The organism is Ferrovibrio terrae (assembly GCF_007197755.1).
GTDB classification, from domain to species: Bacteria; Pseudomonadota; Alphaproteobacteria; order Ferrovibrionales; family Ferrovibrionaceae; genus Ferrovibrio; species Ferrovibrio terrae.
This window is the reverse complement of record NZ_CP041636.1, coordinates 3,244,150-3,259,082: the sequence shown is the minus strand read 5'-3', so window position 1 is coordinate 3,259,082 and position 14,933 is coordinate 3,244,150. Positions and strand designations below refer to the sequence as shown.

At 64.8% G+C, this 14,933-nt stretch carries 13 protein-coding genes; 9 read left to right on the top strand and 4 right to left on the bottom strand.

Annotation, left to right across the window (positions count from 1 at the left end; translation table 11 throughout):
- Positions 1-10 precede the first annotated feature (10 nt).
- The 9 genes from FNB15_RS15850 (at position 11) to FNB15_RS15815 (ending at position 9,492) form a co-directional block, all read left to right on the top strand.
- Positions 11-1,831 (top strand): gamma-glutamyltransferase family protein, encoded by a 1,821-nt coding sequence (locus FNB15_RS15850; protein ID WP_144069643.1) that lies wholly within the window; start codon positions 11-13, stop codon positions 1,829-1,831.
- A 3-nt stretch (positions 1,832-1,834) separates the two neighbouring features.
- The gene (locus tag FNB15_RS20975; protein ID WP_185973576.1) at positions 1,835-2,542 is read left to right on the top strand and encodes a DUF1028 domain-containing protein; all 708 of its coding nucleotides are present in this window, start codon (positions 1,835-1,837) and stop codon (positions 2,540-2,542) included.
- Entirely contained in the window at positions 2,543-3,514 is a 972-nt protein-coding gene (locus FNB15_RS20970) for an ABC transporter ATP-binding protein (RefSeq protein ID WP_185973575.1), read from the top strand.
- Positions 3,511-4,578, top strand: a complete 1,068-nt coding sequence (locus FNB15_RS15840) for an ABC transporter ATP-binding protein (protein WP_144069642.1) — start codon at positions 3,511-3,513, stop codon at positions 4,576-4,578. The genes FNB15_RS20970 and FNB15_RS15840 overlap by 4 nt, the downstream gene beginning before the upstream one ends.
- A 15-nt stretch (positions 4,579-4,593) precedes the next feature.
- Positions 4,594-6,099 (top strand): ABC transporter substrate-binding protein, encoded by a 1,506-nt coding sequence (locus FNB15_RS15835; protein ID WP_144069641.1) that lies wholly within the window; start codon positions 4,594-4,596, stop codon positions 6,097-6,099.
- Between the two features lie 52 nt (positions 6,100-6,151).
- A complete protein-coding gene (locus tag FNB15_RS15830; RefSeq protein ID WP_144069640.1) occupies positions 6,152-7,093 on the top strand; it encodes an ABC transporter permease in 942 nt (313 codons plus the stop codon).
- On the top strand, positions 7,090-7,977 hold the full coding sequence (locus FNB15_RS15825; RefSeq protein WP_144069639.1) for an ABC transporter permease: 888 nt from the start codon (positions 7,090-7,092) through the stop codon (positions 7,975-7,977). The genes FNB15_RS15830 and FNB15_RS15825 overlap by 4 nt, the downstream gene beginning before the upstream one ends.
- A 66-nt stretch (positions 7,978-8,043) precedes the next feature.
- Positions 8,044-8,550: a cupin domain-containing protein gene (locus FNB15_RS15820; RefSeq protein ID WP_144069638.1), complete on the top strand. Its 507-nt coding sequence runs from the start codon at positions 8,044-8,046 to the stop codon at positions 8,548-8,550.
- Between the two features lie 21 nt (positions 8,551-8,571).
- A complete protein-coding gene (locus tag FNB15_RS15815) occupies positions 8,572-9,492 on the top strand; it encodes a DMT family transporter (protein ID WP_144069637.1) in 921 nt (306 codons plus the stop codon).
- A 1-nt stretch (position 9,493) separates the two neighbouring features.
- On the opposite strand, the gene recJ is transcribed toward FNB15_RS15815, so the two are convergent.
- The 4 genes from recJ to FNB15_RS15795 are packed head-to-tail and all read right to left on the bottom strand — an operon-like array spanning position 9,494 to position 14,866.
- Positions 9,494-11,290, bottom strand: coding sequence for a single-stranded-DNA-specific exonuclease RecJ (gene recJ, locus FNB15_RS15810; RefSeq protein ID WP_144069636.1), 1,797 nt, complete (start codon positions 11,288-11,290; stop codon positions 9,494-9,496).
- A 2-nt stretch (positions 11,291-11,292) separates the two neighbouring features.
- Positions 11,293-12,324 (bottom strand): class II fructose-bisphosphatase, encoded by a 1,032-nt coding sequence (gene glpX, locus FNB15_RS15805; protein ID WP_144069635.1) that lies wholly within the window; start codon positions 12,322-12,324, stop codon positions 11,293-11,295.
- Positions 12,325-12,333: 9 nt separating this feature from the next.
- A complete protein-coding gene (locus FNB15_RS15800) occupies positions 12,334-13,653 on the bottom strand; it encodes a homoserine dehydrogenase (protein WP_144069634.1) in 1,320 nt (439 codons plus the stop codon).
- A complete protein-coding gene (locus FNB15_RS15795) occupies positions 13,646-14,866 on the bottom strand; it encodes an LL-diaminopimelate aminotransferase (protein ID WP_144069633.1) in 1,221 nt (406 codons plus the stop codon). Before FNB15_RS15795 ends, FNB15_RS15800 begins: the two co-directional genes overlap by 8 nt.
- Positions 14,867-14,933: the final 67 nt, after the last annotated feature.

Genomic DNA, 14,933 nt, shown 5'->3' with positions numbered 1-14,933 from the left:
GGATCGTGTCATGAAAGTTCCGTTCGCCTTCACCACCCGCCCCGAAATCAAAGGCAACTTCGGCGTCGTCGCCACCACGCACTGGATTGCCTCGTCGACCGCGATGGGCGTGCTGGAGCGCGGCGGCAATGCGTTTGACGCCGCCGTCACCGCCGCCTTCGTGCTGCATATGGTGGAGCCGCATCTGAATGGCGCCGGCGGCGATCTGCCGGCGCTGATGTGGAGTGCGAAAAAGCAGAAGATCGAAGTGCTGTGCGGCCAGGGTCCGGCGCCGGAAAAAGCCTCGATCGCGCATTTCAGATCGCTCGGCCTCGACCTGATCCCCGGCTCGGGTCTGCTGGCGCCCTGCGTTCCGGGTGCGGTGGATGGCTGGCTGCTGATGCTGCGCGATTACGGCACCATCGACATCGCCGATGCGCTGGCGCCGGCGATTCATTATGCCGAATACGGCGCGCCGCTGGTGCCGCGCGTGATCGACACGATCTCGACCGTGCAGAAGCTGTTCCAGGACGAATGGAAAACTTCCGGCGCGCTGTGGCTGGATGCGAGCGGCAACCTGCCCAAGCCCTATGCGCTGTTCAGACAGCCGGGCCTGGCCGCTACCTATCGCAAGCTGGTGGCCGCCGGCGCCGGCAACCGCGAGCAGCGGATCGAAGCCGCGCGTAAAAGCTGGCGCGAAGGTTTCGTCGCCGAGGCGATCGACAAATATGTCGCCGGCACCGAGGCGATGGATGCCTCGGGCAAGCGTCATCGCGGCGTGCTGAGCGGCAACGACATGGCGAAGTGGCAGGCGCATATCGAAGCGCCGCTGACCTACGACTACCAGGACTGGACCGTGGCGAAATGCGGCGCATGGAGTCAGGGGCCCGCTTTCCTGCAGCAGCTCGCCATCCTGAAGCATTTCGATCTCTCCGCGATGGATCCGGCCGGCCCGGACTTCGTGCATACGCTGGTCGAGGCGTCCAAGCTGGCCTTCGCCGACCGTGAGGCCTGGTATGGCGATCCCAACCATGTGGATGTGCCGATGGCCGCGCTGCTGTCGGATACCTATAACGCCGCGCGCGCCAGGCTGATCACCGACAAGGCCTCGCTCGAGTTGCGCCCGGGCGATCCGATGGGCAAGGCCGCGAAACTGACCTCGATCAAGGCGGGTGAATCCGGCGGCGTCGGTGTCGGCGAGCCCACGGTGGGCCGTCTCGCCGGCAGCGACGGCAAGGTCACGGCGCGCGGTGCCGCCAGCGGCGACACCTGCCATATCGACGTGATCGACAAATGGGGCAACATGGTTTCGGCCACGCCGTCAGGCGGCTGGCTGCAGTCCTCGCCGCTGATCCCCGAACTCGGCTTCTGCCTCGGCACCCGTGCGCAGATGTTCTGGCTGGAAGATGGCCTGCCCAATTCACTGGTGCCCGGCAAGCGGCCGCGCACGACTCTTTCTCCGTCGATGGCGTTGCGCGACGGCAAGCCGGCGCTGGCGTTTGGCACGCCCGGTGGCGACCAGCAGGACCAGTGGTCGCCGCAGATGTTCCTGAAAGTGGTGCATCACGGCATGAACCTGCAGGAAGCCATCGACAGCCCGGCCTGGCACAGCGAACATTTCCCCTCCTCCTTCTATCCGCGCGCCGCCAAGCCGGGCCATCTCGGCCTCGAAGGCCGCTTCAGCAAAGAGACCATCGAGGCGCTGAAGGCGCGCGGCCATAAGGTCGAAGTCGGCGGCGACTGGTCGGAAGGCCGGCTGACGGCCTGCGGCACAACTGAAACCCCGGAAGGCACGCTTCTCACTGCCGGCGCCAACCCGCGCGGCATGCAGGGCTACGCGGTGGGTCGCTAAGAGATGACGTGGTCGATCGTCGCCCGCGATCCCGCGACTGGCGCTTATGGCGTTGCTGTCACCACCAAGTTCTTCGCCGTCGGCGCGATGTGCCCGCATGCGATGAGTGGGACCGGCGCGCTGGCGACGCAGGCCTTCCTCAATCCGACCTGGGGGCCGCGCGGGTTGCGCATGCTCAGCGATGAACTTCCGGCCACGGAAGTCGTGCGCTGGCTGGTGGCTTCCGATGACGGCCGCGAGGCGCGCCAGCTTCACGTGGTGGATCGCGAGGGCAACACGGCTGCCTTTACCGGCAGGGACTGCATCGGCTGGTGCGGACACAGGACCGGTCAGGGCTTCTCGGTCGCCGGCAACATGCTGGCCGGCGAAAGCGTGGTGGACGCGACCTTTGCCAGCTTCGCAGGCAGCAATAAGCCCTTCGCCGAGCGCTTCCTCGACGCGCTGGATGCCGGACAGGCCGAAGGCGGCGACAAGCGCGGCAGACAGTCGGCTGCGCTGATCATCCATACTGACCAGGATTATCCGGCGCTGAGTTTGCGCGTCGACGATCATGCCGAGCCGCTGGCCGAGCTGCGCCGCCTCCACGTCGTTTCACGCGGCCGTCCGGCGGCCTTCACGAAATTCTACGCCACGCGCGAGAACCCGAGCGGCATCTGGGATCGCACACTGGTCGAGGCCGAAGTCGCGCGCCTGGAAGCGGAGCAGCGTTAAATGGCCCTGCTGGAAGTCGACGACCTGCGCACACATTTCGCCACCGAGGGCGGCGGCGAATTCCGCGCCGTCGATGGCATCAGCTTCGCGGTCGAGTCAGGCAAGACGCTCGGCATCGTCGGCGAGAGCGGCTGCGGCAAATCGGTCACCTCGCTGACCGTCATGGGCCTGCTGCCCAGTCGCGGCGCGCGTATCGCCAGCGGCAGCATCCGCTTTGCCGGCAAGGACCTGCGCGGACTCTCCGCCGACGACCTGCGCGACCTGCGCGGCAATCGCCTGGCGATGATCTTCCAGGAACCGATGACCTCGCTCAATCCGGCCTACACCATCGGCGACCAGATCATGGAAGGCCTGACGCGGCACAAGGGGCTGACCGGCGCGCAGGCGCGCGAGCAGGCCATCGCCATGCTGCGCAAGGTGAAGATTCCCGCACCGGAAAAGCGCGTCGATGACTATCCGCACCAGCTGTCCGGCGGCATGCGCCAGCGCGCCATGATCGCCATGGCGCTGGCCTGCGGCCCGGAGCTGCTGATTGCCGACGAACCGACCACGGCGCTCGATGTCACTGTACAGGCGCAGATCCTCGATCTGTTGCGCGAACTGCAGCGCGATCTCGGCACCGCCATCATGCTGATCAGCCACGATATGGGCGTGATCGCCGAGATGGCCGATCATGTCGCGGTGATGTATGCCGGGCGCATCGTGGAACAGGCGCCCGTCGAGCAGTTGTTCGATGCGCCGCAGCATCCCTACACCATCGGCCTGTTGGGATCTATTCCGCGGCTGGACCACACCAAAGACCGGCTCGCCTCCATCGAGGGCAGCGTGCCAGATCCGCTCGATCCGCCGCCGGGCTGCAGCTTCAGTCCGCGCTGTCCGTTTGCCGAGGCAGAGTGCCGCACCGCTGCGCCGGCCTTGCGCGAGGTACTGCCCGGCCATGCCGTCGCCTGCTGGAAGGCGCCCCTGATATGAGTAACCTTCTGGAAGTCCGCGGCCTGACCAAGCATTTCACCGCCAGCACCAACTGGTTCGGCCGCCCGATCAGCCATGTCTCCGCCGTGGATGACGTGAGCTTCGATCTCAAGCCCGGCGAGACGCTGAGCCTGGTGGGCGAAAGCGGCTGCGGCAAATCCACCACCGGCCGGCTGCTGCTGCGCCTGATCGAGCCGACTGCCGGCACGATCCGCTTCGATGGCCGCGACATCACGACACTGACCGGCACGGCGTTGCGCGACCTGCGCCGCGAGATGCAGCTGGTGTTCCAGGATCCGTATGCCTCGCTTAATCCGCGCATGACGGTGGCCGCCACGCTGGAAGAGCCTTTGATGCTGCATGGCCTGGTGCCGCCCGGGAAGCGCAAGGCGCGCGTAGAAGAGCTGCTGAACCTCGTCGGGCTGCGTGCCTCTCACGCGCGCCGTTATCCGCATGAATTCTCCGGCGGCCAGCGCCAGCGTATCGGCATCGCCCGTGCGCTGGCTGTGCAGCCGAATCTGATCGTCTGCGACGAAGCCGTCTCGGCGCTCGATGTCTCGGTGCAGGCCCAGGTGCTGAACCTGCTGAAGGACCTGCAGGCCCGGCTTGGCATCACCATGGTCTTCATCGCGCATGATCTGGCCGTGGTGCGCCATATCTCGCAGCGCATCGCCGTGATGTATCTCGGCAATATCGTGGAAGTCGCACCGGCTGCCGAACTGTTTGCCAGGCCCCAGCATCCCTATACCCGCGCACTGCTGTCGGCCATCCCGGTGCCGCAGCCGGGCGCGACGCGCCAGCGCATCATCCTGACCGGCGATGTGCCGAGCCCGATCAACCCGCCGAGCGGCTGCCGCTTCCATACGCGCTGCCCCTTCGCCACCGATCTCTGCCGGCAGACAAAGCCGGCGACGGAAACCACCTCCGAAGGCCACAGCGTCGCCTGCCATCACTGGCGCGACTTGCCGGCCGCCGCACCATTGCCGGCCGAGAGCGACAGCGCAGGCGCGGCACGCCTCGCCCGGCTGCAGGCCCGTTTTTTACACACCACATCACAACCATAAACAGGAGAGGCTGACATGATGAGGAAGACTGCTTTTGCGGCGCTGGCCGCCGTGATGGTGCTGGGGGCCGGCGGCGCCTCTGCACAGACGCTGAAATTCGGTCTGGCGGAAGATCCGGACGCACTCGACCCGACGCTGGCGCGCACCTTTGTCAGCCGCCTGGTCTTCTCGGCGCTGTGCGACAAGCTGGTCGATATCGATCCGAACCTGAAGGTCGTGCCGCAGCTGGCCACCGAATGGAGCTGGTCGGCCGACAACAAGGCGCTGACCATGAAGCTGCGCCCGAATGTCACCTTCCATGACGGCGAGAAGTTCGACGCCGAAGCGGTGAAATACAATATCGAGCGCCACAAGACCATGCAGGGTTCGCAGCGCCGCGGCGAACTGTCGGCCGTGACCACCGTGGATGTGGTCGATCCGCTGACCGTGCGACTGAACACCCAGGCGCCATTCGCGCCGCTGCTGGCCACGCTGACCGACCGCGCCGGCATGATGATCTCGCCGAAGGCCGGCAAGGCACTGGGTGACAAGTTCGCCACCGCGCCAGTCTGCGCCGGTCCGTTCAAGTTCGTCGAACGCGTCGCGCAGGATCGCATCATCGTCGAGAAATATGACGGCTACTGGGCCAAGGACAATGTGAATTTCTCGCGCATCGAGTTCCGTCCCTTCATCGACGCCACCGTGCGTCTCGCCAACCTGCGGTCGGGCCAGCTCGACTTCCTGGAACGCCTGTCGGCCACCGATGCCGGCGGTGTACAGAAGGACAGCAAGCTGAAACTCGCCTCGATCACCGAGATCGGCTATTACGGCATCACGATCAACATCGGCAAAAGCGACAAGTCGAAGTCGCCGATCGGGTCGAATGCCAAGATCCGTGAGGCTTTCGAGCTCTCGCTGGATCGCAACGGCCTCAACAAGGTCGTGTTCGATGGCCTGGCCGTGCCGGGCAACCAGTGGGTCGCGCCGAACAATCCGGGCTATTCCAAGTCGGTGCCGATCCCGAAGCGCGATGTCGCCAAGGCCAAGGCGCTGCTGAAGGAAGCCGGCAACACCAATCCGGTGGTCAACCTGGTGACGCCGACCACGACCGACGCCAACAAGATCGCGCAGGTCGTGCAGGCCATGACCAAGGAAGCCGGGTTCGATGTGCGCATTCAGGCGACTGAATTCGCCACCTCCCTGAACATGGCCGACAAGGGCGATTTCGAGGCCTATATCCTGGCCTGGAGCGGTCGCCCCGACCCGGATGGCAATCTCTACAGCTTCCATGGTTGCAAGCAGCCGCTGAACTATTCCGGCATGTGCAATCCGGCGCTGGACGAGATCCTGAACGACAGCCGCCTGACCACCGACCTGGCTCAGCGCCAGGCCGCCTGGGAAAAGGCAGCGAAGATCATCAATGCCGAGCGGCCGATCATCTATCTGCTGCATCGCAAGTGGCTCTACGCCCATAACGCCAAGCTGACCGGCTTCAAGGAATATCCCGATGGCCTGGTCCGCTTCGCCGGCATGAAGATGTAATGCGCCGGAGGGCACGCTTCGGCGTGCCCTCCGCTCTTTTGTAAAGCCCCCTATGACCCGCTTCCTGCTCCGGCGCCTCGCCATCCTGCTGCCGACACTGCTGTTCGTGTCGATCATCATCTTCGGGTTGCAGCAACTGCTGCCCGGCGATCCCGCCATCGCCATGGCTGGCGAGGAGCGCGATCCGCAGGCGATTGCCGAAGTGCGGGCCAAATACAATCTCGACAAGCCGATCTGGGTTCAGTACGGGCTGTGGATCGGCGGCATCCTGCAGGGCGATTTCGGCGAGTCGATCCGTATCCAGCTGCCGGTGTCGCAGCTGCTGCTGGAAAAGCTGCCGGTCACCATCGAACTGGCGCTCCTGTCCATGCTGATCGCGCTGGCCATCGGTCTGCCGGCCGGCGTCATTTCCGCATTACACAACGGCCGCTGGCCCGACTACGTCGCCAATGTAATCGGCCTCTGGGGCCTGTCGACGCCGAATTTCTGGCTCGGCATCATGATGATCCTGCTGTTCTCGGTGCATCTCGGCTGGCTGCCGGCGTCAGGTTACGTTTCGCCGACCGAAGACCTCTGGGCCAATCTGCAGGCCATGATCATGCCGGCCTTCGTTCTCGGCACCGGCATCGCTGCCGTCTTCATGCGCCACACCCGCAGCGCCATGCTGCAGGTGATGGCCAGCGATTATATCCGCACCGCCCGCGCCAAGGGCCTGTATGAACGCGTGGTGATCGGCAAGCATGCCTTCCGCAATGCCGCCGTGCCGGTGATCACGCTGGGTGCGCTGGAATTCGGCCAGCTGCTGTCGGGCGCGGTGCTGACCGAACAGATCTTTTCCATTCCCGGCTTCGGCAAGCTGATCGTCGATGCCGTGTTCAACCGCGATTACGCCGTGGTTCAGGGCGTCGTGCTCTGTACGGCAACCGCCTATATCCTGCTGAACCTGCTGGCCGACATCGCCTACTTCCTGGTTAATCCGAGGCTGCGGACATGAGCGAGGCTGTGATCTCCGCGCCCGTCGCCAAACCGGCTACTGAGCAAAGCCCGGCACGGCGCGCGCTGCGCCGCCTGTTCCGGCGCAAGGGCGCGGTGTTCGGTCTGGCCGTCGTGCTGGTCTTCATCGGCTTCGCGCTACTGGCTGAACTCATCGCACCCTACGACCCGATCGCGGCCGACTGGGGTGCGTTGCGCGGCGAGCCGACGGTAGAGCATCTGTTCGGCAGCGACGAACTGGGCCGCGACGTGCTGAGCCGCGTGATCCATGGCGCCCGCGCCTCGCTGTTTGCCGGCGTCGTCTCGGTGCTGCTGGCGCTGCTGATCGGGATTCCCGTGGGTCTGCTCTCAGGCTACGCCGGCGGACTGGTCGATGGCGTGATCATGCGCTTCACCGATGCGATGCTGGCGGTACCCTTCCTGATCCTGGCGATTGCCATGGCCGCCTTCCTCGGGCCCAGCCTGACCAACGCCATGATCGCCATCGGCATCGCGGCAGCACCCATATTTGTGCGCCTGACCCGCGCGCAGGTGCAGGCCGTGAAGGTGGAGGATTACATCGAGGCCGCCCATGCCGTGGGCAATTCGCCGCTGCGCATCGCGTTTCGCCATATCCTGCCCAATATCTGGCCGGCCCTGATGGTGCAGGCGACGCTGACGATTGCCTCGGCCATCATCGCCGAAGCCAGCCTTTCCTTCCTTGGCCTTGGCCAGCAGCCGCCGGAGCCGAGCTGGGGCAGCATGTTGAACACCGCCAAGGATTATATGACCGATGCGCCGTGGATGGCGGTCTATCCCGGCCTGTCGATTTTCCTCGTCGTGCTCTGCTTCAACCTTCTGGGCGATGGCCTGCGCGACGCTTTCGATCCGCGCCACAAGGAATAATCCCCACCCCTTGCCGCAGTCCCGGGCCGCGACTACCATTCTCCGTATACGTTGCGGAGGAGCGTCATGGGCCACGACCATGATCACGATGGGCACCACCATCATACCGACTGGAAACATGACGGCGTGCGGGTGATCCGGGGAGATCAGCTCGATCCGACCTCGGCTGGCAAGACTGTCGGCATGAATCGGGCCACCGCAATCAACAATGCCCGCGTCGGCGCCCAGAAAATCTGGGCCGGCACCGTGCATATCCATGCCAATGCCAAGACCGGCGCGCACCACCACGGCGATCTGGAAAGCGTGATCTATGTGGTGAAGGGCAAGGCGCGCATGCGCTGGGGCAACAACCTCGAATTCACCGCCGAAGCCGGCCCGGGCGATTTCATCTTCGTGCCGCCCTATGTACCGCATCAGGAAATCAACGCCAGCACCGATGAGGTGCTGGAATGCGTGCTGGTCCGCTCGGGTCAGGAACCGGTGGTGGTCAATCTGGATATCGAACCGGTGGAGAAGCCCGAGAACGTGCCCTGGGTCGACCCCATCCATGCCGATCCGAACGCCAAACGCTGATCTTGCCCGCCCACCCCTGAAATGAATTTCCTGAAACGGTTCCACGGTTCCGGCAACCGGCGCGGCATCATCTCCTTCCTGCTCGCAGTTTTCCTCTTCACCATCAACGAGGCGCTCTGCAAGCTGGTCTATGGCGAGGTATCGACCCACCAGATTCTTGCCCTGCGCGGCCTGATCGCCACCGCCGCCGTTGTCGCCATGATCCAGGTCACGGGCGCGATGCCCCGCATCCTGCGGATGTTCGACCGCCCGGTGCTACTGCGCAGCAGCATCGATCTGGTCAGCAGCTACTTCTACATGATCGCGTTGTTCCATACGCCGATCAGCAACGTGATGGCGATCCATATGTCCTCGCCGCTGATGATGACGGCGGTGGTTGCCCTCGTGATGCGCGAAACGGTCGGCTGGCGGCGCTGGAGCGCGGTGGCGGTCGGTTTTGTCGGCGTGCTGCTGGTGGTGCAGCCGCGTGCCGAGAACTTCAACGCCTATTCGATGCTCGGCGTCGGCGCGGCGGCCTGCGTGGTGCTGCGCGACCTGGTGACAAAGAAGATCGCCGCCGAGATCCCTTCTTCCATCATCATCCTGACCAATGTCGGCATGCTGACGCTGGTGGCGCTCACTCTGGCGCTGCTCGAGGGCTGGGTGTCGATGACCTGGGGCCAGTTCGGCTTCGTGGCGGTGGCCGCGCTGTGCATTGCCGTCGGCTATATCTGCACCGTGGATGCCTTCCGCCACGCAGAAGTGACCGTGATCGTGCCGATGCGCTATGCCGGCCTGCCGCTGGCACTGCTGCTGGGGTATTTCATCTGGGGCGATGTGCCGAACACGCTGGCCAGCGTCGGTATCGTATTCATCGTCGGCAGCGGACTTTACGTGCTGCACCGCGAACGCCTGCGCGGCAAGGAAGCCGCTGCCCAGGCTGCGGCCACACCGCCGCCTTAACTCAACCAGGCTGCGCCGCATCCTCCAGCACGAACTGCACGCGCTTTTCGCCGCGCCAGTGATTGGTGCGCAGATGGCCGCCGATATGCAGCGGCGCACCGGTCTGGCGCGCCTGCATCAGCGCCGGACCCAGATCAGCCTCGACCGAACGGAAAGCAATCGCGGCCAGTCGCGGTCCGCTGCCGTCACCCGAGGTGATCATGCAGCGCACATGCTTTTCGCCCACCACATCGGCGGTGATCACGCGCGCACCGGCGAGCGCGAAGCGCGGCTCTGGATTGCCTGAACCGTAGGGGCCGAGCTGTTCCAGCTTGTCGCAGAGATCGGCATTGGCACCACCGACACCGAGCGCACCGTCAAAGCCCATCGAAGCCGAAGCTCCGGCCGCCTGCACGGCAGCATCCAGCCGTGCATTCAGGAAGGCTTTCAGCTCGTTCAGCTTGGCTGTCTCCACCGTCAGACCCGCCGCCATCGCATGGCCGCCGCCATTGACCAGCAGGCCGGCCTGATTCGCCGCGACGACTGCCGCGCCGAGATCCACGCCGGGGATCGAACGGCCGGAGCCCTTGCCGATGCCATTCTCATCCAGCGCGATGACAAAACTCGGCCGGCCGGAGGCTTCACGCACGCGCGCGGCGACAATGCCGATCACGCCCGGATGCCAGCCCTTGCGCGCCACCAGCGCCAGAGCGGCACTGTCAGGCACATGTTCCAGCTCCTGCATCGCTTCCAGCAGGACACCAGCCTCGATGTCCTGCCGCTCACGATTGTAGCGGTCGAGTTCGCCGGCGATCTGCTGCGCGAGGCGCGCGTCATTGGTGGACAGCAACCGTGTGCCGAGATCGGCCTGACCGACACGGCCACCAGCATTGACGCGCGGACCGAGCAGGAAGCCGAGATGATAGGCGCCGGGCGGCTCAGACACGCCAGCCACATCGGCGAGTGCCGCCATCCCGACATTGCCACGGCCGCGCAGAATTTTCAGGCCCTGGCTGACGAGGGCGCGGTTCAGGCCAGTGAGCGGCACCACGTCGCAGACCGTGCCCAGTGCCACCAGATCGAGCCAGCCGAGCAGGTCCGGCTCAGGATTGTCTTTCGAATAGTATCCCATGGCGCGCAGCCGGCGATTGACCGCGACGACCATCAGGAACGTCACGCCGACAGCGGCCAGCTGGCCGAAGCCCGGCGTCTCGTCGAGCCGGTTCGGATTGACCACGGCGACGGCTTTGGGCAATTCAGGTTCGGCCAGATGATGATCGGCGACGATCACTTCCAGTCCGATGGCGGCGGCATCTTCCAGCGGCGCGAAAGCCAGCGTGCCGCAATCGACCGTGATCACAACCTTCACGCCTTCTCGCGCCAGCTGGCGCAGGGCCGGCGCATTGGGGCCATAGCCTTCCTTCAGGCGATCCGGGATATAGACGCGCAGGTCGCGGCCGATGCCGTGGAAGAAGCGGCTGAGCAACGCCGTCGAGGTGGCGCCATCCACGTCATAATCGCCAAAGACGGCGACGCGCTCATCTTTCACAATTGCCTGCGCCAGGCGTTCGGCGGCCGCATCCATGTCGCGAAAGCGGGACGGATCGGGCAGCAGACGGCGTAAGCTCGGATTGAGATGGTCTTCCAGTCCGTCCAGCCCTATACCACGGCCGGCCAGAACACGACCAAGCACTTCCGGCAGGCCGGCCTGCTGCGCCAGAGCCAGCGCCAGCCGCTCATCGGTGTTGCGCAGACGCCAGCGCCGCCCACCGATGGATTGGGTCACGCCCAGGAAAGCAGGCGCGGACTCGACTTGCATGATCAGCCCTGGTGCGGAGGACGGATGACAGCTTCTATGCGGCGAATGGTGCCGGTCTGCGACCGCATGACGATGGAGTTGACCTTGAAGCCGCCGGGAATCCGCTTCACGCCATGCAGCAGCGAGCCATCGGTGACACCGGTGGCGGCAAAGATCACATCGCCTGAGGCGAGATCGGCCAGGGCATATTTGCGATCCAGCTTGTCGATGCCAAGCCGGCGCGCGCGATTACGCTCATCCTCGCTGCGGAATATCAGGCGCGCCTGCATCTGGCCGCCAATGCAGCGCAAAGCCGCCGCCGCCAGCACGCCCTCCGGCGCGCCACCCGAGCCCATGTAGATATCAATCCCGGTAGCCGGATCGGTGGTCGCGATAATCCCGGCCACGTCACCATCCGAGATCAGCGAAATCCGCGCGCCGGTGGTGCGTACCTGGTTGATCAGTTCGGCATGCCGCGGCCGGTCGAGGATACAGACGGTCAGTTCGGACACCGCAATGCCCTTGGCCTCGGCCAGACGTCTGAGGTTTTCGGCCGGCGTCAGATCGAGATCGACCACACCTTCGCGCAGCCCGCCACCGACCGCGATCTTGTCCATATAGACGTCCGGCGCATTCAGGAAACAGCCGGCATTGGCAAACGCGATCACGGTCAGCGCATTGCTGCCGCCCTTGGCGGTGATCGAGGTGCCTTCCAGCGGATCGAGCGCGATATCGATGCGTGGCCCCTTCCCGGTGCCGACCTTCTCGCCGATATAGAGCATCGGTGCTTCGTCGCGCTCGCCCTCGCCGATCACGACGGTGCCGTCGATATTCAGGTCGTTCAGCGCGGTGCGCATGGCATCGACGGCAGCCTGGTCGGCCGCCATCTCGTCGCCCAGACCGGTCAGTCTGGCGGCGGCAATCGCACCGGCCTCGGTGACGCGCACCACCTCAAGCGTGAGATTACGCTCGACCGAAAGGCTGCCGATATCGACAGTCTCCGCCGGCTTCTCAGCCTTTGCCTTTTTCGCCGTCGTCGTCTTGCCTGCGGCCATGGTCTGTCCTCAGAGCGGTTCGATGCGGATCAACGCCGGCGCCTGCAGCACCGACCGCAGTTTGGCGATCTTCTTCATGGCCCGTGCCATGTCGGCCTCGCGCGCCTCGTGGCTGATCAGCATCACGGCAACGGGCTGGTTCTCGGCTTCGGAACGGCCACGCTGCACCAGGCTCTCGATGGAGATCTTTTCGTCGCGCAGCACGGCCGAGACATCGGCCAGCACGCCGGGCTGGTCGCGCACGATCAGGCGGATATAGAAGCGCCCGACATGCTCGGCCATCGGCGCGGCCTTGAGCGGCTGCAGCTTGACGGCCGGCACACCGAAGGCATGCAGGCGGCGACCGGCGGCCAGATCGGCCAGATCGGCCACCACGGCAGAGGCCGTCGGGTTGCTGCCGGCGCCACGGCCTTCGAACATCATGCGGCCGACATAATCGCCTTCGGCGGCCACGGCGTTGAACACGCCATCGACATGGGCGATCGGCGTATCGGCCGGCACCATGCAGGGATGCACGCGCTGCTCGATGCCGCGCGAGGTACGATGGGAAATCGCCAGCAGCTTGATACGGTAGCCGAATTCCTTGGCAAAGGCGATATCGACCGCCGAGACATGGCGGATGCCTTCGACATGCACGGCCTTGAAATCGACCTGCGTGTTGAAGGCCAGCGAGGTCAGCACCGCCAGCTTGTGCGCCGCGTCGATGCCATCGACATCGAAACTGGGATCGGCCTCGGCATAGCCCAGCTGCTGGGCTTCCTTCAGCACCACGCCGAAATCGCGACCGGTCTGGCGCATCTCGGTCAGGATGTAGTTGCAGGTGCCGTTCAGAATGCCGGTGATGCGTTCGATACGGTTGCCGACCAGGCCCTCGCGCAGGGCCTTCAGGATCGGGATGCCGCCGGCGACTGCCGCTTCGAAAGCCAGCGGCGCATCCTTGGTCTCGGCCATCATGGCGAGCTTCGTGCCGTGCATGGCGAGCAGCGCCTTGTTGGCGGTGACCACACCCTTGCCGGCCTTCAGCGCGGCTTCGACCAGCGCGCGCGCCTTGCCTTCCGAGCCGCCGATCAGTTCGACCACGACCTCAACTTCAGGATCGGAGACCAGGTCGAGCGCATCGGTATGCCAGCGCCAGTTGCCCTTCGGCATGTCGCGCTTCTTGCGCTTGTCGCGTGCCGATACCGCCACCACCTTGATCGGGCGGCCCGCACGCGCCGCCAGCATGCTGGCCTGCTTGTCGAGCAGACGGATGACGCCGGCACCGACCACGCCAAGGCCCGCAATACCGACTTTGAGCGGTGCGGCCGATTTGACATATGCCTTAGTCATTGGCAGCCGCCTTGGCCGAAGACTCCGGCATGTTCGATGGCGACGCCAGCAGCTTCTTGATGTTCTTCACAGCCTGGCGGGTGCGGTGCTCGTTCTCGACAAAGGCCAGACGCACGAAATTGTCGCCATGTTCGCCGAAGCCGATACCCGGCGCGACAGCGACTTCCGCCTCGCGCAGCAGCAGCTTGGAGAACTCGACCGAGCCGAGATGCGCATAGCGCTCGGGGATCGGCGCCCAGCAGAACATCGAAGCATTCGGCATCGGGATATTCCAGCCCGCGGCCTGCAACCCCTTCACGAGCACATCACGCCGCGACTTGTAGGTCTGGCGGATTTCCTCGACGCAATCCTGCGGGCCATTCAGCGCCGCGGTAGCCGCCACCTGGATCGGCGTGAAGGCGCCGTAATCCAGATACGACTTCATGCGTGCCAGCGCGCCGATCAGGGCTGGATTGCCGGCCCCGAAACCGATACGCCAGCCCGGCATGTTGTAGGTCTTGCTGAGCGAGGTGAATTCAATGGCGACATCCTTGGCGCCCTTGACCTGCAGGATCGAGGGCGGCGGATTGCCGTCGAAATAGATCTCCGAATAGGCCAGATCGGAAATGATCCACATGTTGCGCTTCTTGGCGTAGTCGACCATCGCCTCGTAGAAGGACAGATCGACCGTCATCGCCGTGGGATTGGCCGGGAAGCTGACGATCAGCGCGATTGGCTTGGGCACGCTGTGCTGGTAGGCGCGCTCAAGGCCGGCGAAGAAATCGATGCCCGGACCGATCTGCACGCTGCGCACATTGGCGCCGGCGATGACGAAACCGAAGGCATGCATCGGATAGCTGGGATTGGGCACCAGCACGGTGTCGCCCGGCGCCGAGATCGCCATGGCGAGATTGGCCAGCCCTTCCTTCGAGCCCAGCGTGACAATGGCCTCCTTCTCGGGATCGAGCTCGACACCGAAACGGCGGCCGTAATAGTTCGACAGCGCCTTGCGCAGGCCGGGCACGCCACGGCTGGACGAGTAGCGGTGGGCTTTCGGATTGGTCGCCGCCTCAACCAGCTTGGCCACGATATGCGGCGGCGTGGCGTTGTCGGGGTTGCCCATGCCGAAGTCGATAATGTCCTCGCCGCGAGCTCGCGCTGCGGCCTTCATACGGTTCACTTCCTCGAACACGTAGGGCGGCAGGCGCTTGATGCGGTAGAACTCGGTATCCATGGGTCTCTGATCCAGTACGAAGAAAAAAGAAAACAGGGTCTCAGTTACACGAAGGCGCGGCAGCTTT

Excerpts from the sequence above, each read along its gene's own strand:
- FNB15_RS15850 (WP_144069643.1), top strand. The coding sequence starts at position 11 with ATGAAAGTTCCGTTCGCCTTCACCACCCGCCCCGAAATCAAAGGCAAC.
- FNB15_RS20975 (WP_185973576.1), top strand. The coding sequence starts at position 1,835 with ATGACGTGGTCGATCGTCGCCCGCGATCCCGCGACTGGCGCTTATGGC.
- FNB15_RS20970 (WP_185973575.1), top strand. The coding sequence starts at position 2,543 with ATGGCCCTGCTGGAAGTCGACGACCTGCGCACACATTTCGCCACCGAG.
- FNB15_RS15840 (WP_144069642.1), top strand. The coding sequence starts at position 3,511 with ATGAGTAACCTTCTGGAAGTCCGCGGCCTGACCAAGCATTTCACCGCC.
- FNB15_RS15835 (WP_144069641.1), top strand. The coding sequence starts at position 4,594 with ATGATGAGGAAGACTGCTTTTGCGGCGCTGGCCGCCGTGATGGTGCTG.
- FNB15_RS15830 (WP_144069640.1), top strand. The coding sequence starts at position 6,152 with ATGACCCGCTTCCTGCTCCGGCGCCTCGCCATCCTGCTGCCGACACTG.
- FNB15_RS15825 (WP_144069639.1), top strand. The coding sequence starts at position 7,090 with ATGAGCGAGGCTGTGATCTCCGCGCCCGTCGCCAAACCGGCTACTGAG.
- FNB15_RS15820 (WP_144069638.1), top strand. The coding sequence starts at position 8,044 with ATGGGCCACGACCATGATCACGATGGGCACCACCATCATACCGACTGG.
- FNB15_RS15815 (WP_144069637.1), top strand. The coding sequence starts at position 8,572 with ATGAATTTCCTGAAACGGTTCCACGGTTCCGGCAACCGGCGCGGCATC.
- recJ (WP_144069636.1), bottom strand. The coding sequence starts at position 11,290 with ATGCAAGTCGAGTCCGCGCCTGCTTTCCTGGGCGTGACCCAATCCATC.
- glpX (WP_144069635.1), bottom strand. The coding sequence starts at position 12,324 with ATGGCCGCAGGCAAGACGACGACGGCGAAAAAGGCAAAGGCTGAGAAG.
- FNB15_RS15800 (WP_144069634.1), bottom strand. The coding sequence starts at position 13,653 with ATGACTAAGGCATATGTCAAATCGGCCGCACCGCTCAAAGTCGGTATT.
- FNB15_RS15795 (WP_144069633.1), bottom strand. The coding sequence starts at position 14,866 with ATGGATACCGAGTTCTACCGCATCAAGCGCCTGCCGCCCTACGTGTTC.